This is a genomic window from Mobiluncus mulieris, assembly GCF_014204735.1.
Classification (GTDB): domain Bacteria; phylum Actinomycetota; class Actinomycetes; order Actinomycetales; family Actinomycetaceae; genus Mobiluncus; species Mobiluncus mulieris.
Map to the genome: position 1 here is coordinate 1,169,235 of NZ_JACHMA010000001.1, position 20,737 is coordinate 1,189,971.

The 20,737-nt window shown below is 57.5% G+C and carries 16 protein-coding genes; 8 read left to right on the plus strand and 8 right to left on the minus strand.

Going from position 1 to position 20,737, the window contains the following annotated elements; translation table 11 throughout:
- Positions 1-11 precede the first annotated feature (11 nt).
- A complete protein-coding gene (locus tag F4555_RS05255) occupies positions 12-1,790 on the plus strand; it encodes an AMP-binding protein (RefSeq protein ID WP_103759073.1) in 1,779 nt (592 codons plus the stop codon).
- 172 nt (positions 1,791-1,962) lie between these two features.
- On the opposite strand, the gene nrdR is transcribed toward F4555_RS05255, so the two are convergent.
- Positions 1,963-2,433: a transcriptional regulator NrdR gene (gene nrdR, locus F4555_RS05260; RefSeq protein WP_252865141.1), complete on the minus strand. Its 471-nt coding sequence runs from the start codon at positions 2,431-2,433 to the stop codon at positions 1,963-1,965.
- Between the two features lie 93 nt (positions 2,434-2,526).
- Positions 2,527-2,982, minus strand: a complete 456-nt coding sequence (locus F4555_RS05265) for a LysM peptidoglycan-binding domain-containing protein (protein ID WP_103759075.1) — start codon at positions 2,980-2,982, stop codon at positions 2,527-2,529.
- Between the two features lie 254 nt (positions 2,983-3,236).
- On the opposite strand from F4555_RS05265, the gene lexA reads away from it, so the two are divergent.
- Positions 3,237-3,992: a transcriptional repressor LexA gene (gene lexA / locus F4555_RS05270; protein ID WP_103759076.1), complete on the plus strand. Its 756-nt coding sequence runs from the start codon at positions 3,237-3,239 to the stop codon at positions 3,990-3,992.
- Positions 3,993-4,123: 131 nt separating this feature from the next.
- On the opposite strand, the gene F4555_RS05275 is transcribed toward lexA, so the two are convergent.
- Together F4555_RS05275 and hflX are read right to left on the minus strand one after the other, a co-directional pair.
- Positions 4,124-6,145: an ATP-dependent DNA helicase gene (locus F4555_RS05275; protein ID WP_103759077.1), complete on the minus strand. Its 2,022-nt coding sequence runs from the start codon at positions 6,143-6,145 to the stop codon at positions 4,124-4,126.
- A complete protein-coding gene (hflX, locus tag F4555_RS05280; protein ID WP_103759078.1) occupies positions 6,142-7,683 on the minus strand; it encodes a GTPase HflX in 1,542 nt (513 codons plus the stop codon). Before hflX ends, F4555_RS05275 begins: the two co-directional genes overlap by 4 nt.
- 191 nt (positions 7,684-7,874) lie before the next feature.
- On the opposite strand from hflX, the gene F4555_RS05285 reads away from it, so the two are divergent.
- The 3 genes from F4555_RS05285 to F4555_RS05295 all read left to right on the plus strand — a co-directional run bounded on the left by F4555_RS05285 (position 7,875) and on the right by F4555_RS05295 (position 10,889).
- Positions 7,875-8,858 (plus strand): hypothetical protein, encoded by a 984-nt coding sequence (locus F4555_RS05285; protein WP_103759079.1) that lies wholly within the window; start codon positions 7,875-7,877, stop codon positions 8,856-8,858.
- Between the two features lie 58 nt (positions 8,859-8,916).
- Entirely contained in the window at positions 8,917-9,750 is an 834-nt protein-coding gene (locus F4555_RS05290) for a class I SAM-dependent methyltransferase (RefSeq protein ID WP_115326007.1), read from the plus strand.
- A gap of 191 nt (positions 9,751-9,941) precedes the next feature.
- Positions 9,942-10,889: a type III secretion system chaperone family protein gene (locus tag F4555_RS05295; RefSeq protein ID WP_255312898.1), complete on the plus strand. Its 948-nt coding sequence runs from the start codon at positions 9,942-9,944 to the stop codon at positions 10,887-10,889.
- On the opposite strand, the gene miaA is transcribed toward F4555_RS05295, so the two are convergent.
- The 3 genes from miaA to F4555_RS05310 form a co-directional block, all read right to left on the minus strand.
- Positions 10,818-11,777 carry a tRNA (adenosine(37)-N6)-dimethylallyltransferase MiaA gene (gene miaA, locus F4555_RS05300; protein ID WP_115326005.1) on the minus strand — a complete coding sequence of 320 codons (960 nt, stop codon included), beginning with the start codon at positions 11,775-11,777 and terminating at the stop codon, positions 10,818-10,820. The genes F4555_RS05295 and miaA overlap by 72 nt on opposite strands.
- The gene (miaB, locus tag F4555_RS05305) at positions 11,774-13,417 is read right to left on the minus strand and encodes a tRNA (N6-isopentenyl adenosine(37)-C2)-methylthiotransferase MiaB (protein WP_004017970.1); all 1,644 of its coding nucleotides are present in this window, start codon (positions 13,415-13,417) and stop codon (positions 11,774-11,776) included. The genes miaA and miaB overlap by 4 nt, the downstream gene beginning before the upstream one ends.
- A gap of 166 nt (positions 13,418-13,583) precedes the next feature.
- Positions 13,584-14,990, minus strand: coding sequence for a hypothetical protein (locus tag F4555_RS05310; protein ID WP_004015690.1), 1,407 nt, complete (start codon positions 14,988-14,990; stop codon positions 13,584-13,586).
- Positions 14,991-15,119: 129 nt separating this feature from the next.
- Here F4555_RS05310 and F4555_RS05315 point away from each other — a divergent pair, with 129 nt between their 5' ends.
- The 3 genes from F4555_RS05315 to F4555_RS05325 all read left to right on the plus strand — a co-directional run bounded on the left by F4555_RS05315 (position 15,120) and on the right by F4555_RS05325 (position 19,543).
- Complete coding sequence (locus F4555_RS05315; protein ID WP_004016654.1) at positions 15,120-16,895, plus strand: hypothetical protein; 1,776 nt, start codon at positions 15,120-15,122, stop codon at positions 16,893-16,895.
- 137 nt (positions 16,896-17,032) lie between these two features.
- Positions 17,033-18,646: an ABC-F family ATP-binding cassette domain-containing protein gene (locus tag F4555_RS05320; protein WP_004016653.1), complete on the plus strand. Its 1,614-nt coding sequence runs from the start codon at positions 17,033-17,035 to the stop codon at positions 18,644-18,646.
- Positions 18,647-18,703: 57 nt separating this feature from the next.
- A complete protein-coding gene (locus tag F4555_RS05325; protein WP_004015687.1) occupies positions 18,704-19,543 on the plus strand; it encodes a hypothetical protein in 840 nt (279 codons plus the stop codon).
- Positions 19,544-19,600: 57 nt separating this feature from the next.
- Here F4555_RS05325 and F4555_RS05330 read toward each other — a convergent pair whose 3' ends face one another.
- Positions 19,601-20,713, minus strand: coding sequence for an NADH:flavin oxidoreductase/NADH oxidase (locus F4555_RS05330; RefSeq protein WP_004015686.1), 1,113 nt, complete (start codon positions 20,711-20,713; stop codon positions 19,601-19,603).
- Between the last annotated feature and the right edge of the window lie 24 nt (positions 20,714-20,737).

Genomic DNA, 20,737 nt, shown 5'->3' on the forward strand with positions numbered 1-20,737 from the left:
GAGGAAAACCCTTGACTGACACCGTCGATTTGCTTGGTCTAGCCCCCGCTGCGGGGATTCACCTGCCTCGCTATGTACATACTCCCCCGGAAAATGATTCTGAGCTGACCAAACGAATGCGGGAGCTTTACGATCCAAAGGTTCCCCGTCAAGTTCCTATCACCGACGAACTGCTGATTGATATGCTGCGGCGCATCTCTAATAAGTATCCGCGTCGCGTCGCCTTGGATTTTTTTGGTGCCACCACCAGCTATCGTGAGCTGGTTCACCGGGTACAGCTTACGGCAGCTTTACTGCGGGAACGCGGCGTGGAAAGGGGGGATCGGGTTTCATTAGTTGCCCCTAACTGTCCCCAGTTTATCTACGTGCTCTATGCTTGTCTGCAAGTCGGGGCGGTTGCCGTGCTGCACAATCCTCTAGCCACCCCGGTGGAACTGAAGTGGCAGTTTGAAAACGCCGAACCGAAACTGATTTTTGCCTGGCAGAAAACCGCTGTCACTATCCGTGAGGTGGCCGCCGAAGTGGACGCGGAGCTGATTTCGATTGACATGGCGCGGGCTTTGCCGCGCCACCTGCGGTTTTCTTTGCAGCTTCCGGTTAAGAAAGCCCGGGATTTGCGCAGTCAAATGTGTGATGCGGCGGCCAAAGATTTGCCGGATTTCAATGATTTATTGGCTCACTGCAAGCCTTTCAACCGCATTACCCGCGTCGATCCCGATATTCCAGCGGTTTTGCTGCATACGGGGGGCACCACGGGGAAGCCAAAAGCGGTGATTTTGACCAACCGTAACTTAGTTTCTAATCTGTGGGCTAACACCACTTGGGTGACGAAACTGCGGGAAGGCCAAGAAACCTGGTACTGTGTCTTGCCTTTCTTCCACGCCTTTGGTTTGACCTTGTCTTTGAACGGAAACTTAGCTTTGGGGGGGACGGCCGTGTTATTCCCGAAGTTCGATGTCGAAGGGATATTGCGCGCGCAACGACGGCGTCCCGGCACGTTTATTGTCGGGGTGCCCCCAATTTTTGACCGCCTAGCGAAGGCGGCTGTCAATAACCCGAAAGTGAATTTGCGCTCGTTTTCCTACGCAATTTCCGGGGCAATGCCCCTGACGGAAGAGGTCGCCAAACGCTGGGAAAACACTACGGGAGGATACCTCATCGAGGGCTACGGGATGACCGAGACCTCCCCCACCGTACTGGGCTCCCCCATGAGTCCCGACCGTCGTTTGGGCTATATGGGTATCGTCTTCCCCTCTATTCAGGTTAGAGTGGTGGATCCGGAAAGCAACCAAGACGTGGAGCCCGGCCAGATTGGCGAACTGATAGTGAAAGGACCGGGGTGCTCACCTGGTTACTGGCGCGACCAGGTCGAGACGGACTTGTTATTCACTGCGGACGGCTGGTTGAAGACCGGGGATTTGGTAGAGGAAAATGACTGTTTCTTGAAAATGTCGGATCGGCGAAAAGAGCTGATTATTATCTCCGGTTTCAATGTTTACCCTTCCGTAGTAGAGACCGCGATTGCGTCCATGCCTCAGGTACAAGAAGTTGCAGCGGTGGGGATTCCTGACCAGGTTGACGCAGCTCGCGGGGAGCAAGTTCACGCCGCGATTGTGTTGAAACCCGGTGCTAGCCTGGATCTAGACAAGGTACGCAGTTGGGTGAGTGAGGTTTTGCCACGCTATGCCATGCCACGCTCTGTGTCTTTCCCCGAGAGCCTAGAGAAAAACCAGATGGGCAAGATTCAACGTCGCAAGGTTCGCGACTCCGTGTTGAAAGAGCTGTCCTAGGCTGCTTCGGGCTTGAACATCCGAAAGGAGAGCTTCATGGCAAGAAAAGTCAGGATTCTCGGAGAGCAAGACCAATCCGTGCCAAATCAATAGAGAGAAAACCTAAGCGCTAGAACAAAATCAACACTCGACGCCAACAGAGCCAAGAAGTAAAATGAACAGCAATTTTTCCTCACCTGCGGTGCTTGAGTGAAGCGATGGCGGCCTCGAAATCCTCGAGGGTGTTGAAGTCAGAATAAACCGAAGCAAAACGCAAATAGGCCACCTCGTCCAAAGCCTTTAAAGGCTCCAGGATAGCTTTCCCTACATCCTCAGTGTTAATGACGGCGGCACCTTTTTGTCGCAAAGTCTCCTCGACTCCTTGAGCCAGCAGCGCCAATTGTGAATCGGTGACCGGACGTCCCTGGGTAGCTTTGGCCATCCCCGCGATAACTTTGTCCCGTGAAAACGGCTCGGTAACCCCGGAGCGTTTCTTTACAAGCAACAAAGTGGTTTCAACTGTGGTGAAGCGCCCCCCACAGTGGGGGCATTCCCGACGACGACGAATCGAGGCGCCGTCTTCGGAGGTACGCGAGTCAATCACGCGAGAGTCTTCGTGGTGGCAAAACGGACAGTGCAAAGCTGAATCCTTTCTAAAGGACATTCCAGGAGCTCTTACCGTAAGATTAAACGAATTTTTTTGCAAGCGCGTGAAAACCGGCTCAAGAAGTTGCGGATTCGTATTCATTGTTCTGACTTAATAGATGGGAATCAGCAGCTGGTCGCCAGTTTGCAGCACAGAAGCTGCATCGAGATGATTGATTTGCATCATTTGCGCCACAGCTTCCCCGGGGGGTAGCGCCGTGACATTAGCGGCGGCGAGACTCCACAGGTTGTCCCCGGGAAGAACTGTATAGGAGAAGTAGTCAACAGGTACCAACCCAAAACTTGGGTCAAGGCTAATTCCCACCAGAGCGCCTAGAGTCACCGCCGCCACTAATGCCAAAATAAAAACCCCCACCGAACCGGCAATACGCCACCAAGAGAGCACGGGAACACCCACAGTTTCCGCCCCCAAGCCGGGAACCAACCGGAGCCGGGGCGAGTGGTGTTTCCTCCGCACCGCCGGATGATTCGGAGCCAAGGATTCATAGTTGAATTCAAGTTCTTCGCCGCCCCAAGCCGGAGCCAAAACTGCAGTCATTATCATCATCCCATTCACTCGAACATTTGTTCGTACGAACACTTGTACGTATAATATAAACCATCATCGGCGCGTTGTCGAGCCTAAATCGAACATTTGTGCGAATATAGATTTAGATAAGCAACTAGCCGAAGTTGGTAAGACCAGTCTCCAACCAGGCTCAAAGCGAAAAATACGCTTCGTTGCACTCGGGTTTTCCGTTGCAAATACGCGAGAAAACCCAATCTAGTTCGGGACAAGTTTTTAGACAGAAAGGAACCCCAGTGAGCGACCTCACGAAACGACAGCGGGAAGTGTTGGACACGCTCTACCGCCTCAGCCGTGAGCTGAGCTACCCCCCCTCGGTGCGAGAATTGGCCTCGGCTATGGGGCTGTCCTCGCCTTCCTCCGTTCAGCATCACCTGGAAGTACTGGTCGAAAAAGGGTATTTACGCCGGGTTCCCAACCAGCCTCGCGCTTTGGAATTCGTAAAGCTCCCCGAGGGGACACCCGTGGCCACGACCGAAATGGCACCTCATGCGCCCGAAGCGCCGAAGGTATACAGCGAAACCCAACGTAACAACCAAAATAACTCCAGCCTCAAAACGACCGAAAATATCTCTGCCACCATCCACACCATCCCTATCGGCGTGGCGGACACCGCCGACTCCAACGCCATCCCACTGGTGGGACGCATCGCTGCCGGCACCCCGATAACCGCCGAAGAACTGGTGGAAGACACGTTTATGCTACCAAGACGCTTCACCGGAGCCGGGGAACTGTTTATGTTGGAGGTCAACGGGGAATCCATGCGTGACGCGGCGATTATGAATGGGGACTGGGTGGTGGTGCGCGCCCAAAACGAGGCTCGCAACGGGGATATTGTGGCCGCCATGCTGGAAGGCGAAGCCACGGTTAAGGAATTCTCGCGGGACAAAGGGCATGTCTGGCTGTTGCCACATAATCCCAGTTTTGAGCCAATCCCCGGGGATGGCGCGACAATTCTAGGGAAAGTTGTGACCGTTATTCGTGCGCTTTAATCCGCAACACCACTCAAAAACACCACCAGGGCACCTGAAACTAGACCGCCGGCGTAAAACGCTAGCATCTTAGACTCGCAACACCACGGAGCCTCGATATGTGGCGCTGCCAGCAAACACGCGACACGTGCTTAAGCCTCGGCTTCGAGACCTTCCACCAAACGCCCCAGCGCGCCAAGAACCACCGAGGCATCGGTACTTGGCCACAGCGGCGGCATCGAAGTAATAATGAAACGCCCGTAGCTTTTCGTGGCCAAGCGGGAATCCAGTACAGCCACCACGCCCCGATCACTGCCAGAGCGCAGCAACCGTCCCGCACCCTGCGCCATCAACAGCGCCGCATGGGTCACCGAAACCTCCATGAAATCACTGCGCCCCGCCTGGCGCACCGCCTCGCATCGCGCCTCTATCAAGGGATCGCTGGGAACCGGAAAAGGAAGTCGGTCAATCACCACCAAGCGACATGTCGCTCCAGGTAAATCCACTCCCTGCCACAGGGACAAAGTTCCCATCAAACAGGCCGAGGAATCCTCGCGCATCTCACGCACCAGCGCCGCCACGGAATCCTCGCCTTGCACCAGAATCGGCCAGTCAGTGCGCTCGCGCAAGACTTCTCCCGCCTTTTCGGCCATGCTCCGGGAAGAAAACAAGCCCAATGCCCCACCCCGTGAAGCTTGTACCAAAGCCACCAACCGATTCCAAAAAACCTCAGGGTGCTCGCCGCGACCCGGGGCGGGCAAATCCTTGGCCAAGTACAAAATCCCCTGTTTGGCAGGCTGGAACGGCGACCCCACATCCAAAGTTTTCGGGGCGGGCACAGCGCGATTCAAGCCAACCTGGTGCAAAACCGGCTCGAAACTGCCCCCCAGCTTCAAAGTAGCCGAAGTCATCACCACGGCAGTATCCGCCCAAATCCGAGCAGCCAGCTTATCCGCAACTTTCAAGGGAGCCACATAGAGCCGGGGTTCCTGGTCACGTTCATAACCGCGAGTTAACCACAGCACGTTTTGCCCAGATTCCACACTGTCGGGATTCATCGCCTCCAGGGTTTCCAACAGGCTAGACAGTACCCCCTTGGCCACGGCAGTTTTGGGGGTTTCCTCTTTTTTATTGGCCAAATCAGCCAACCCCTGTTTCAAGGCGGGAATTAACACGGTTCGGCATTCTGCGATGGCGGATGGCACTACCTTGAACCGACCGTCTTCCAGGTGGGAAAACCCAATCTGCAAGGCCAAAGCCTGGTCGGCTAGCCGCTCGGCACATTCCAAACCAACCCGCCCGGCGGCTTTGCTGGCGCTCGCCACCAGACTCGCACTCAGCTCGGTAGTAGCCTGGCTGCGCACTCGCTCCACCAAATCATGCGCCTCGTCCACCACCAGCGCATCATATTCCGGCAGCGGAGTAGCCCTGCCCGCCGCTGCCAGCCCCAACATAGCGTGATTCGTCACCACAACCTGGGCACCGGCAGCACGTTGGCGCGCCTGCACCTGGAAGCACTGGTCACGAAACGGACAGGTATCCCCCACGCATTCCAGAGAGGACAGCGACACTTGCCTCCAAGCTCGGTTCGTGATTCCAGCGGGGGCTTCGTCGCGGTCTCCGGTGTCTGTTTCCCGCGCCCATTCATAGAGTCGTTTAGTCTGGGCGGCGTATCCGCGTGGCCGGCGCGCCCGTCGGTCACACGCTGACTGCGCCCCTTTCCCCCCCGCTTCGGCCATCTCTTCGGGTGCTATCATATCCGCTGCCGCGAATAAGTCCTCGCCCAGCCCTTCGTATCCACCATTCAACTTATGCAAACAGACATAGTTTTGCCAGCCTTTCAGCACTTCCACCCGAGGGCTTTCACCCAACACTTTTTTCACCGCCGCCACCGCCAACGGGGCGTCCTTAGCAATAATCTGGTGTTGCAAGGCCAGGGTGGCGGTGGAAACCACGACCCTAGTGTCCTCAGTGGCGGCGTATTGCAAAGCTGGAATTAGGTATCCCAAGGATTTCCCAGTGCCAGTACCGGCTTGTACCGCCAGGTGTTCGCCTTGTGTGAAAGCCTCGGCTATGGCTCGAGCCATCACGACTTGTCCCGATCGCTTCGTGCCGCCAAGCGCCACCACGGCCGCTTCGAGGATATCTTCGCAGGTGGGTTTCGTTTCGCTCATGTTATCCTCTCGGTATTCACGGGGGGTTCATGAGGTGCCATCCCAGGTGTCGAGCATTTTGCTTCATCCGCGACTGGCTTGTCGAGGGTTGCACCCAACGCTTGATTCAGCAGTCTCGCCGCCAAGGCGGGTTCCACCCAGGCATCAACAAACGTGCCGTCCACCCGAGTTTCTTGGCTGACCAGGCTCCCCTCGCGGTAAATCCGCTCCAGCAAACCGGTGTTTTCCCACCGCACCAACACCCGTACCCGCTGTTGAGGCCAGGGTAGACGCGCGGCGATAACCTCTTGCAGTCGTTCAATTCCTTGACCACTACGAGCCGAGACTTCCACCGCCTCAGGCAGCAACCGCCGCAGCAGCGCCAAAGTCGGGGCACTAGCCGCATCAACCTTGTTAATAACCATCACCACCGGGGTGTGTCGAATGGATTCAATCGTGTCTAGGGTAGCGTTCACCGCCTCAATTTCGCCCATCGGATCGGGATTCGCCGCATCCACCACATGCAACAGCAAATCCGCCATCGCGGTTTCCTCCAGGGTGGAACGAAAAGCCTCGACCAACTGGGTAGGCAACCGACGCACAAAACCCACCGTGTCCGCCAGGGTATACACCCGCCCCGTGGCCGTGTGCGTCTTACGCACGCTGGGATCCAGCGTGGCAAACAAGGCGTCGTGTACCAATACATCCGCCCCGGTCAAACGGTTCAACAGTGAAGACTTCCCGGCATTCGTGTAACCCACAATCGCCACGGCCGGGACTCCCCCGGCACGCCGCGCCGCGCGTTTCGCTTCACGGGTAGGAGCCATCTCTCGCAGCAGTCGACGCAGGCGACTCATCCGGGTGCGGATGCGGCGCCGGTCAAGTTCGATTTTGGTTTCACCCGGGCCCCTTGAACCGATGCCCTCACCGCCGGCGGCTCGTCCGCCGGCCTGGCGACTCATGGATTCGCCCCATCCCCGCAAACGCGGCAACAAATACTCTAACTGCGCCAGTTCCACCTCGGCCTTGCCTTCGCGGGAGGTCGCGTGTTGAGCGAAAATATCCAGAATCACGGCCGTACGGTCAATCACCTTGACCTTGACCACGTCCTCTAGGCCGCGCCGCTGAGAGGGGGCGAGTTCGTCGTCAACAATCACCGTGTCAGCCTCTAAGCTAGCCACTAGGGCACGCAGTTCTTTAGCTTTACCAATCCCCAAAAACGTGGCCGCATCGGGACTTTCCCGACGTTGCGTTATCCCGGCCAGCACCTTTGCCCCCGCAGTTTGCGCTAAAGCCGCCAGTTCCCGCAGCGAGTATTCGGCCTTGTCTCGGTCGGTTTGAAAAATTCCCACCAACACGACTTTTTCCAGCCGCACCTCACGGTATTCAACCTCGGAGATATCAGAGAGTTCCGCACCCAAAGACTCCCCCCGACTCAAGGCATAGCGTTCTTCCCAGCGCGCCGCCTGGTCACGAAGATACTGTTGCTCACGCTGGTTTCCCCCCTCCGGCCAAGTTTTCCGACCAGTCTCGTTCCCCGGGTCGCGCCAACCATCCAAACCAAGTAAGGACTCTCGCTCCGCACCCGCCTCCAGGTCACTCAGTTTCTGCGAACTGCAACGATTCTCTGGGCGTGGTCGCGACTCTCGACCCGGTTGCGCTTCAAATGCTGCGGATGTGCCCCGATTTGCCCCCAAATTATTTCCCTTCCGTTAAAATTCTCTTAGCCCCTATGGAGAGGTTTTCGCCATTGACTTTTAAGGATAAACCCAACCCCTCCCCCGAAAATAGCGCTAAGTCGACACCTCGGGGGGAACGGCGTTCTGCCTTCGGGCAATCCTTGCCTCGCACTGCCCCCGTTGAAGCCGACACCAGTAATTCACGCCAACGCCGCCAACAAGCCCTGTTCAATGTCCCGGATTGGCGCAACGAGGATGACATTATCATAGAAGCCGCTCAACACGACCCGACCATCACGGTTCCGGAACGGCTGCGTCCCCGGGTGCCGCGAGTGATAGAAGGGCGACCGCCTCGCGAGTCTCGCGAAGGGTTGGCCGTGGATTTAGCAACTCTGTTGGGTACGGCTAAGGCTGTGGTTTCGTCGGGTTCACGAGGTGCCATCCCAGAAACCGAGCCCGCAACCACTTTGTCTGGTCTGGATACAAAAGATGCGTCCAGACAGGATTTGGAGCTGGCACCTCATGAATCCGACCCCGAAAGCGACGCGGCCAACGAACCACAGGCCGCTCATAAAACCGAGCCTAAACCCCGCCCCACCAACGCCCCCGTTCCCCCACCGCTGCTGCGGATTATGCACAGATCCGATGCCGACAAAACCACAGCACGCCCGACAGTAATCAGTTTCGGGGAAGGCCTGGCGCGAATGCTGGGAAATCTGGTGGCGTTAATGGTGCCCACCCTGTGCGTGTTGCTGCTTTCGGGATGGGGACCCAAAGAAGTCGCGATTATTTTCGAGGATTTCTGGGCATATCTGGGACTCGCGTTTGGGCTGACCGTGATTTTGGTAGGCCTGGATGTGGCGGCACAACTGGCGGCAACGCGGATGCGACTGGCGAAACCGGGCGAGTGGATTTTGGAATTCGGGCTTTCTTCGCTGGGCGTAGGTTTCTGCCTGTTCTTCTTTACGTTTTCCGTGTTGGGGGCGTTGCTCTTGGCGCTGGTGATGAGCGTGCTGACTTCGCTGCTTTCCGTGTTGGTGGCCAAGATTTTTTGATGGCACCTCATGAAAGCCCTAGAATTACCAGCGCCGAGCCGAGCAGAAGGATACCTAGATGAATAGACGCCCTCATAAACAGCACTTTGCCGCGAGGCGCGACGGTAGCGCGGGAAACCCCGGCACGAAGCACAACGGCACAACGCACAACCGCACGGCATACAACAGCTCGACGCACAACAGCTCGACGCACAACAGCTCGACGCACAACAGCTCGACGCACGCTCGGAGGAAAAACTCGCCCCCCACCCCCAAAGCCCACGCCACGCCGAAACCTGAGGGAAACGAACAATACTTTGCGGCCAACCCCAGCGCCGCCGCGCGCCCCCGGGAACTCGAAGTGGAACTGGCGGGGATGACTTTTCGGATACACACCGACTCTGGGGTATTTTCCGGGGATGGCCTGGACAAGGGCACGGCGGTGTTGCTGCGTAAAGTCCCGAAGTTGCCCGAGGGTGGGGTCTTCGTGGATGTGGGTTGCGGTTGGGGACCGTTGAGTCTGGTGATGGCGCGACAGCGCCCGGCGGCGCGGGTCGTGGCGGTGGATGTGAACGCGCGTGCCCTGGATTTGACCGCGAAGAACGCCCGGGAAAACGGGCTGGGAAACCTCGAAGTCCTGGCAGAGACAGCCGCTTTGGCGCAGCTGGCGGATGGCAGCGTGGACGTGATTTGGTCCAATCCCCCGGTGCGTATCGGCAAGGATGCGCTGCACGCGATGTGGACGGCGTGGCGGGTGAAGTTGCGTCCAGGCGGGGTCGCATACCTGGTGATGGGGCGAAACCTGGGGGCGGATACCTTTGCGGCGTGGGCTCGGGACTCGGGCTGGGAGACGGAACGGCTCGCGTCTTCCAAGGGTTTTCGCGTACTGCAGCTACGCCCCATGGATACATAAGCGCTTTGATAGAATATCGCGCCAAGTAAAATCCCAGGTCACGGGCTAGCCTTAAGCGCACATGTCAGGCATTCTTGACGCTATGTGTCCATGAGGGGGGTTTCATGAGGCGCTAGCCAAAATCTAGACGGGATTTAAAATGTCTGCCCAGTTCGCCCCCGTAACCGCGCGCACCCGACTACGATTTAGCTATGCCGCAAATGACGATGCAATGTCCCCAGGCGGTCACACTGGATCGAATCTGTGATGCTCTAGATAGTGCTGGCCGAAACTACGTGGTTGACGTTTGCAGTACTGGACATATGCTCATGATTCCGTGTTCCACCGCCACCAGTTATATCGACCTGGTGACGGGGGTCTTACGCCTGCGTAGCGTGTGGCGTAGTGCCATCCCCACCATGGAAAAACCCGAACTTTACCCCTATATCTTGCGGCACAATCGCGAGGTGGTGGGACCGAAAGCCATGATTTATGAACACGGCGACTACCTGCATGTTTCCACCCAAACCAGTTTCCAGGTCACGGCGGGAATGGGGTCGCAACAACTCGAGGCTAGCCTGTTGCTGGCACTGATTATGGTCGAGCGTTTCACACACGCCCTGGAATTCAGCTTCCAGTGGGTTCAGCCCGAAGACAAGTACATTTTCCACCGCGATATGCTGCAAAAACAGCATGTCCTCCAGGTTCCCAGTGCTGTCTACAAGGATGACCCCACTCAACGGGTTGATGGAGACTTCGTGGACAAAACCTGCAACCGACTGCACCTGCGTACCCAACGTGACGGCTCGGTTTTCCATCTGCTCGATGCCCCGCGAATCCTCAACTCCGCCCAAGAAACCGTGTTGCGCCTGTTCGGCGAAGACACCTGGTTTTCCGTCTCGGCTCTGGTGCGTTTGCCGCATTCGGTACCACCCGAAGAACTGTTCTTGGCAGTGAATAACTCCAATATCGAAAATGCTTTGGGTGAAATCAGCATTCTCGGGTTACGCCGGAATCCTTACTTGCGGGTAGATTACCTGATCCCCACCGGCGAAGGTCTGTCAATGCACCAGTTAGACACGCAAATCCTAGTCGGCGTGGGCGTATCCACGGATTTGTTGACACGCTTGGGTCAGCAGCACCCCAAATTCTTTGCTTGACATCGCCAGTTCCACCAAACGCGCCTCGCGACGAAACCATTTAATCTGTCTACGCGACAACTGCCGGGTGGCCAAGGCAGTTTGCTCGACTGCTTCCGCCACACTTAGCTCGCCCTTAAGAACCCCCGCCGCCTCGCGATACCCGGTGGCCTTCCGCGCCGTGACCCCCAGGGGATGCTCGGTATCTGCCAACAAACCTCGGGTTTCTTCGACCAGGCCACCCGCGAACATCGCACGGGTACGCACCGCAATCCGCGTGTCCAAATCCGCCAAATCCCGGGTGCAGTAAAACTGTAGTGTGTCATCTTGCCAGTATGTCCCGTCGGGCAAGGATGCGGAAAACGGCTGGCCAGTCAGTTCAATCACCTCTAGGGCTCGCACCAGGCGCCGCCCATTATTGGGGTCAATCCGCCCCGCCGCCACTGGGTCACGTTCCGCTAGCACCTCATGAAGCGCGGAGGCTCCCAAAGCCTCCAAACGCGAGAGCCAGCGCGCCCGCACCGCCGGGTCAGTCGGCGGAAACGCAAGCTTGTCGGTCAAAGCGCGCACGTACAGTCCGCTGCCCCCCACTACCAAGGGCAGGGCGGCACGGGCTTGGATGCCCAAGACATCGGCGCGCGCGTAGCGTTGGTAGGCCGCCACGGAAGCCTCTTCATGAGGTGCCAGCACATCTATCTGATGGTGGGGAATCCCCCGCCGTTCGGTTTTCGGGGTTTTCGCCGTGCCGATATCTAGCCCACGATAGAGCTGAAAAGCATCGGCACCCACAATCTCGACCCCGCCGGGGAAAACCGCTTGAAACCAAGGCTGTCCCAACAACATTTCGGCCAAATCCAGGGCGAAATCGCTTTTCCCACTGGCGGTGGGGCCAACCACGGTGACTATCAAGAGGCAACTCTCCGGCGACGCGCCACCACGGGAATCCCCGGCATTCCCAGTTGAATCCCGTGCCCCGGGGCAGGCGCGCTCTGGCTAGCTTCCCATAAATCCCCGGCGCGGGTGCGGTGCACCTCGAACCGGCCACCCGCCAGGGCGGAATCCGCCACCAGATGATGTGGGGCACCGTGGGTGACCTGAACGGTGACGAAATCGCCGGGGCGCGGCATTGGTGGTTCGTCCCCCGGATGCATCAATTTACCGCCTGAATGCGTTATTGCACTACCGTTACCCTTCTGTAAGTCGCTTTGACTCAGACTCGGGGGCAGCGCGAAATGCACCAACCGATTATCCCGAGCCCGACCCGACATTCGCCCGGTTTCCCGGTCTTTCGTGCCCTGTTCCCCAACCAGCACTTCGACTGTTTGGCCTTCGAGCCGCTCGTTTTCCTCGGTGGAAATTCGTTCCTGCAATGCGAGCAACCGCTGGTAGCGTTCGGACACTACCTCGGACGGGACTTGGTCTTCACGGTCAGCGGCGGGGGTGCCGGGGCGCCGAGAATAAATAAACGTAAAGGCCGCCGAAAACCGCGCTTGTTCCATCACCCGCAAGGTGGCCTCGAAATCCGCGTCGGTTTCCCCGGGGAATCCAACGATTACATCGGTGGTGATAGCGGCCTCCGGGATAGCATCGCGAACCTCACCCAATATCCGCAAGAATCGTTCCACCCGGTATGACCGCCGCATTTGACGCAGCACTCGGTCTGACCCGGATTGCAACGGGAAATGCAGCGACGGCATCACGGTGGGGGTTTCAGCCATCGCCGCTATCACATCTTCGGTAAAAGCCGCCGGGTGGGGGGAAGCAAACCGCAGCCGTTCCAACCCGGGAGTGCGTCCCGCCTCGCGCAGCAACTGGGCGAATGCCCCGCGTCGACCGAAGCCGTTACCATAGGAGTTCACGTTTTGTCCCAACAGCGTGACTTCCACCGCGCCTTGCGCCACAACGGCTTGCAGTTCCCGCAGAATCTCTTCGGGTTCCCGGTCGCGTTCGCGCCCCCGCAGGGACGGCACAATGCAAAATGTACAGGTATTGTTGCACCCTACGCTGATTGACACCCAGGCCGAAGCCGGGCTGGTGCGGTGCGCTGGCAACATCGAAGGAAAGACTTTCAGAGTTTCTTCCAGTTCCACGGCGGCCTCTTGGCGTAGCTCCGCGCGGCGCAGCAACACCGGCAACATGTCGATATTGTGGGTGCCGAAAATCGCGTCAACCCACGGGGCACGCCGCAAAATCCCGGAACCCTCTTGTTGGGCGAAACACCCACCTACCGCAATCATCATGCCGGGACGTTCGCGTTTCACCTCGGCCAACTGTCCCAGGTGCCCATAGAGCTTATTTGCCGCGTTTTCTCGCACGGAACAGGTGTTTAGCACCACCACGTCAGCTCCCCCGTCGCCGGCGCGGGTGGCACGCGCAGCCTTTTCGGGCACACTCGACACCGGCACCATCCCCGCTGCATCCAGCAGCCCCGCCATACGTTCCGAGTCGTGCTCATTCATCTGACACCCCAGGGTCACCACATGATAGGTGCGCGGTAGCCCCCTCTCGGCTGGCGACAGGGGTCGGTTGGCGACAGCCGCAGTTTTCATACCGGACGCTTCCATAATTTGGGGACTACTCACCGGCTTATTCTAAGGCATCGGTGTCGATTTTGCTGTTTTCGGCGCCGCCGGGATGGTTATATTTGAGTCAAATGTGTTCTAAGTGCGTCAGTCTGCCCGGTAAGCTGCAGGTCGGGGGCGTTGTTTTGCGGGTTTAGTCGCTGCCGGTGCGTTGCTGGTTTTCGGTTCCGGATTCATGAGGGGCTGGCTGGTTTTCCAGGCGATCTGCCGCATCGTGGCTCATTTGCATCCGGGCAAGCGAGGTTAACATCCGAATCTCGGGGGCAAGACGCACCACGGAAGGAAAATTGGTCTGTTCTAGTCCGCCCAACAATAGCAGCGCATCGAATCCCTGGTCACATTCCAACAGGGCTCGCGCCCGTAACAGGCGCGCCATGAACCGGGCATCGCCTTCGTTTCCAGCCAACACCAACCCGTCGGGCAGGGGGGTATAGCCCAGTAATCCCGAGGATACCGAGACTTCCACGGTGCCATTACGGTCATCGAAGCGTCGCGCCAGGCCGCTCAAGGCTCTTCCCAGAGCATCGCGCGCTTCTCGAACAGTGGGTCGCACCAGGGCTGGCAACTCATGAAACCGGGCAGCAGGGGCGAGGGAAACCTTTAACTGATACCCACCGTACCCGTTGAATACCAATGATTCCAATGATCCCACCGCGCCACGCAGGCCGAGGCACAAATCCCACGGGTCGTGGGCGTGACGAATCAAAGCCAGGTGGCGTTCCAGTACTTTCACCAGGCGGCGCCACATCCCACTTATCGCCAGGAAACGAAAGTGCTCGGCCAAATCCGCCAAGCGAGAAACCTCGCGGTCATATTCATAGGAAATCAGGTGTGCCTCCCACGCCACCTGCCAGGCACGTTGCGCCACCAAAGCCGGCAGCATCACTCGCAACAACCGCGCTTTCTGTCCCCCGGGCAACTCGTGGGTCAACATCCGCCACGCCACTTGCAAGGCAGAATCTGGATGCGTCGCGGCGGCCATTTCGATTTGAGTAATATCAATCGCACGCTGTAGGGATCGGGAATCTGCCGGAGTGATGCGGTCAATCGCCCGATCTAGGAAACTGCGTTCTGTGGGGGCCTGTCCCAGTGCCAGGCGCGTATTGTGACGCAGATAATCCGAGGCTGCCGGCGAGGGATCGAGGCTTTCCTGAAAAGCCTCTAAGCCCACCAACAGGTGATTAATCAAGGACAATGGCACATCAGGGTGGCAGGCCGCGCTTTCAATCACTTCCGGGAAAAATCTCCCCAGCTGGGACAAAGACCTGGAATCATAGAGTTCCGGGCGGTACAGCAGCCGGGTCAGGGTCGAAGAAAACGCTTCTAGTGCTTTGCCAAGATTACGTCCCTGCAGGTGACAGCCAATTAGCTCAATTTCAGCTTGCGCTAATAGCTCGTCGTAGCCGGCTTCCCGCGCGGCACTAACCACGTCCAAAGTGGCTTTGGTGCGGGGAATCCCGGGAGGCTTAGAGGTGGCATTGGCCAGTTGCGTGGCTAAGAAAGTCGCGGACTCAGTTGGCTGTGCTGACTCTGGTTCCATATCCCCCCTCCCCATATTTTCAGCTTCACTTTACAGATAATTTGGCCTAAAACCGCCAATGACGCGCCGCGACACGCAGTCGGAACTCGAAATAGTCTGGAGTCCCCGAAAAACCCTAGAATTGTGGTGATGAGCATTTTCGAAACCCAAGGTTTTCTTTCCGGGGTTGACCCGGAATTGCTCGCCGCTCAGATTCGCACGGAATTGTTGGAAACCCTGGGGGAACCGCTGGGGGCGGCTCGCCTGGCACACTTGCAGGACTTGGCTAACTCTGCCCGAAAACATTCTTTAGGGGACCTCGAGATTTCAATTCGCCTGGAAATCGGGTGGGATGGTTTGGATTCCGGTAACACCGAACTGGCCTTGTCTAACTTGGCGTGGGTGCTAGATTACATCGCGCATCACCCCGACGAGCTTGACGAGGAACAGCGCCTTAATATCGCCACCCAAATGTTGCAAGTGCCGCCGTTGGCGGTACGTCATCCCCGCGTTGATGCGTCCTGCATCGAAAGTCTGGTGTTTTGGATGGAGTTTTTTGCCTCTAAGACGGGGATTGATTTACATTCCCGCCTGAGCAGCCGTCACCAAGTGGAGCTGGGCTTGGGTAGACGTCTCGCGGCGGGGGAAGCCTTGGATGTTATGTCGCGACTCGAGGAGATTCCCCGCCAGGTTACGGGCGAGGTTGACTGTCCTTTGCATCATTTCCGTTCCCGGATTGCCTGGGCGGTAAACGCGGTGGATTATCCCCGTGCTTTAAGCCTGTATCGCGAGGCTCTGGGGCGTTGTTCGACCGCGTCTTGGCAGTGTTCCCACCCCGAGGATATTGACCCGTTGTTGATGTTGCCCCAGGCTTGGGCTGGCCAGGGTGACGTGGCGTGGCGTGCCCATGAACGCAGTTATCGTCATCAAAGCGAATCCTCGCAATATCTAGGCGATATCGCCTCGCAGTTACGTTTTTGTGCGGCAACGTGGAGCCTGGACGAGGGTCTAGAGATTTTGCACACTCACGCCCATTGGTTTGCGAATCCCGAGGATCCCTGGGATTTACTGGTTGCCGCCCGGGCGGCAGCCGCGCTTTTGAGGCGTGCCTTACAGGCCTATCGAAACCTCGATACCACCGTTCCGGAGCTGGATTTCGCTATTCCGGGCAATAACCCGTGGTTTGCTTTTGAGTCTTTGCAGCCCGGGGTGTCTTTAGCCACGGCTCAAGCTCGTTTGGAACGGGTCGCGCGTGGTTTGGCGCTTGCTTTTGATGCGCGCAATGGGAATAACACAATTTCTGTGCGCACTGCTGCTTTGTTGAACCAGACTCCCTTGTGTTCTTGGCAAAGCGTGCGTTCCCTGTTGAAAGCTCATTTTGCCGTGGCAGCTTTGCTGGGCGAGCATGGTTTTCACCACGGCTGGGCTGCTTGGCTGCTGCCTGCCTTGGACGAGGGCGCGGCTGCAGAAGGCCACGTAACGCACGGTTCGCTCCGCTCGGATGAGGGCATGGCTTTAAGTCGCCCGGTGCCGGGTTTTTCTTTACTTGATTTCATGAGGAGCCACTCGGCTTTAACGCGTTTTCACCAAGCCGTGTCCGAAGTGAATTTCGTGTCTCTCCCCCGCGAGATTTCTGCGGATCACCATTGGTTACTCTTTGAAACCAGTCATGTTGCCCTGTTGGGTTTGGGCGGACACTGGGACGAGATGCTGGATTGTGGCCTGCCACTGGTGGACTTGGCCGAGAGCTTGGATAGCCGCCGTCAATCGCTGCGGGTGGCGTGTTACTTGATACAGGCCTATTGGCAGCTGGGTAGGCTGGGCGAAGCCCGCCAGTGGTTGATTCGAGCCGATGACTTCGTCGATGCCACCACCCCTGCCGAGCTGCGGATGTTGCTCGAAGAACTCGCCTTGCTCGCGGGCTAATGTTTTCGTAATTCTACGCGGGACAGCTTGTCGAGTTTTACACGCAAATGGGGCTTTATTTGTTATAATGTTGGGCTGACTTTAGTTTGAATCCAAAATGTTTCGGGGTTTAGACCAGAGTTGGCTAAGCTCTTTAGGTGATTACTGCCGCTAACCTGACTTTGCGTATCGCTGACCGCGTCCTCCTGTCCGAAGCATCTTTCCAAGTCAATAAGGGGATGCGCATCGGTTTGGTGGGTCGCAACGGTGCGGGGAAAACCACGCTGATGCGCCTGCTGTCCGGCACGGGGATACCTGACGCAATCCAGGTCGAGGGGCAAGTCTCACGTTCCGCGCCTCCGGGATATCTGCCCCAAGACCCCGGTGCCGCCGACCCCCAGCAAAGCGTGCGCCATCGTATTCTCTCGGTGCGAGGTTTAGACCAGATCGAGGCACGGATTCGTAAAGCCGAAGTGGCTATGAGTCAAGAAACTGGGGAAAAACAGCAAAAAGCCATGGAAAAGTACGTGCGACTCGACCAGGAATTCCACCAATCGGGGGGCTATGCGGCGGCGGCCGAAGCCGCCCAGATTGCCGCGAACCTGGGCATCGACAACGCGATGCTCCAGCAAAACTTGGGCACACTTTCGGGGGGGCAACGTCGCCGGGTAGAACTGGCGCGGGTGTTGTTTTCCGAAGCTGACACCCTGTTGTTGGACGAGCCCACTAACCACCTCGATCACGACTCAATCATTTGGCTGCGCGGGTTTTTACGTTCCTTTTCGGGCGGGTTTTTGATTATTTCACACAATGTGAAGCTTTTGGATGAAACCATCAACCAGGTGATGTATCTGGATGCTAATCGCGGCGCCCTGGATATCTACCACCTGGGGTGGAAGGCCTATCTTAAAGCCCGCGCCGAGGACGAGGCTCGGCGCAAACGTGAGCGTGCGGTGGCCGAGAAAAAAGCCGCCGCGCTGTCTGCCCAGGGCGAGAAAATGCGAGCCAAAGCCACCAAGGCCGTGGCCGCCCAGCAAATGCTGCGTCGTGCCGAGCAGCTGCTGGAATCCACGGAAATCAAAACTACCCGCGAAAAGATTGCCCACCTGGCCTTTCCCAAACCCGCTCCCTGTGGGAAAGTCCCCCTGCAAGCCGAGGGATTGGCTAAAAGTTACGGTTCCTTAGAGGTGTTCTCGGGTCTGTCCCTGGCTGTCGACCGGGGTTCCCGGGTGGTGGTTTTGGGTTTCAACGGCGCGGGAAAAACCACGCTGTTACGCATTTTGGCCGGCTTAGAAACTGCGGATGCGGGTGAAGTCATAAAAGGCCACGGCCTGAAGCTCGGTTATTATGCCCAGGAACATGAAACCCTCGACGACACGCTAAGCGTGGTAGAGAACCTCCAGGCCGCCGCGCCGGGCTTGAATGACACCGAGCTGCGTTCCTTGCTGGGACAATTCCTGTTTTCCGGAGCGGATGCGGATAAACCCACCCGGGTACTTTCTGGCGGCGAGAAAACCCGCCTGGCCTTGGCTACTCTGGTGGTCAGTGGGGCTAATGTGCTGCTCTTGGACGAACCGACGAATAACCTCGATCCGGCTTCACGTGAAGAAATCCTCAAATCCTTGGCAACATATGAAGGCGCTGTCGTCTTGGTCAGTCACGACCCCGGCGCGGTCGAGGCGCTAAACCCGCAACGCGTTTTACTGCTTCCCGACGGAGACGAGGACTTATGGGATGATGATGAATATTTAGAGCTGGTTGAAGCAGACTAATTCGACTTTCGGCGGTTACACTAAAAAAGTAATCCCCACAAGAAAGGCGAAATAACTATGGAAAAAACTCGAATTCTAGCGAGCCTGGCGACTATCGCGTTGACGGCCTCGGCTTTGTCTGGCTGCGCGTCGACTAGTTCCTCGGATGCCAAGGCACAGTACGAGGCGAAAAAATCCGAGATTCCCCAGCTGGTCAAGAAGTTCTCTGCACCTAACTTGGGAGTGTTGCTTAACGACACGAAAATTCTCAAGTTAAAGCCTGAGGTTCAGAGTGCCGAAGAGACCGGTTCGACACGTCTGGGAGATATGGAAGCCGCGAAATTGCTGGGAGCCGCCAAGTTTGACCCCGAGGTATGCCAAGCGAAACTGCTGGATACTTACAAGGACGACACCTCTATTCCGGCCGCATTCTCGCAAGCTGTGAGCCAGGACAACAAGACACTGGTGCGACTCCAGCTGCGTGCCCATCCGGGTGTGAAAGAAGCCTCGTCTGTCAGCGATTTTCAACGAGCTTTCCCCAAGTCTTGCCCCAAATACACTTTGACTGTGGCCGGGGCAAGTAACGGCAGTTCCCCGGCACAACCGTTAACCAATGAGGTCACAAATTTCACAGCCGATGTCAAGGATTATCCGCTTGACGGTGCTACCGACGGGTTGATGACCAAGCTCACGGCGAAACCCGCCGGGAAGGTTTCTGAAAAAGCAGAGGAAGGCTCCCTGGTGGCCAGTGAGTCTGCCGGTTATACCACGGTGGGAATTTTCCAGCGGATTGGGAACCTGGAGCTGCGGGTTTTCTTTGACGGGGCGCATCCGGAACAGGATGCCACGAACGCTAAAGCGGATTTGCAACGTCTGGTGACCCATATCGGCCAGGCTTTCGTCGCCAAAGCTCAGTAACCGTCGGGGTTGTTTATGCTCCGTTCATGAGGTGCATGCCGGAAATCCGGCTTAGCCTTAGGTGCGCGGCGTACCCCGGGTATAGGGTTCCGGCACTGGCGGTTCATCCCCCAGCCGCGCGGCCCACGCCAGCGGAAGCGAAGGATCAGTCAACAGGGGTCTGCCTACCTCCACCACGGAGGCCGCTCCGGTGACCAGAATCTGTTCCGCCTGAGCTGGCTCCGTAATCAATCCCACAGCGGAAACCGGCAGCGGACCACGGTTTTGAATTTCTTGGGCATAGGGCACCTGGTATCCGGGGGCAACTGGGATTTGCGCCCCCGGAACCAACCCACCAGTGGATACATCAATGAAGTCCACTCCCAGACGGGACAGTTCATGAGCCAGTTTGCCCCAGTCGTCCAAGGTCACATCGCGACGCAGTTCCAGATTCGATTCCGGCAGCCAGGAAGTGGCGGAAATCCGCACCAATAATGGGAAAGAGCTACCTAGCTCGGCGCGAATCATCACGATGATTTCTTTCCAGAAGCGGAAGCGCCCCTCGAGGTCGCCGCCGTATTCATCAATGCGATGGTTCGTGATAGGCGAGAGGAATTCGTGCATCAAATACCCGTGTGCCCCGTGTAGTTCCACGAAGTCGAATCCGGCTTCCAAAGCACGACGTGCGGCTTGAACAAACTGATTTTGAATAGTTTTAATGCCTGGCAAGTCAAGTTCCCGTGGCACCTCGTGACGCGGCGAAAACGGAATCGGGCTGGGAGCCACCGGGTGCCAACCAATTCCCCCCATTTCGTCGTCCGCTGGCACCAAGGGGGTGCCGGAAGGCGAAGAGGAAGCCTTGCGCCCCGCGTGGGAAATCTGGATTCCTGCTAAAGCCCCGCCCTCTTTGATGAGGGTGGCGAGCCGGGCGAATCCGGGGATTTTCTCGTCGCGATCCAACATCAGGCAAAACGGGGAAATCCGACCTTCCGGGCAGACGGCAGTGGCCTCGACTATAACAGCTCCCACCCCACCGGCCGCGCGAGCCCCGTAATGAATTTCATGCCAATCATTGGGCCAGCCGGCGCTCGATCCCTCCGAAGACGCGGTGAACTGGCACATTGGCGGCATCCACATGCGGTTGCGGGCGGTTACTCCATGAAATTCAAAAGGCTCAAATAAACGCGACATGTCTTAAATTCTACATGGATTAAC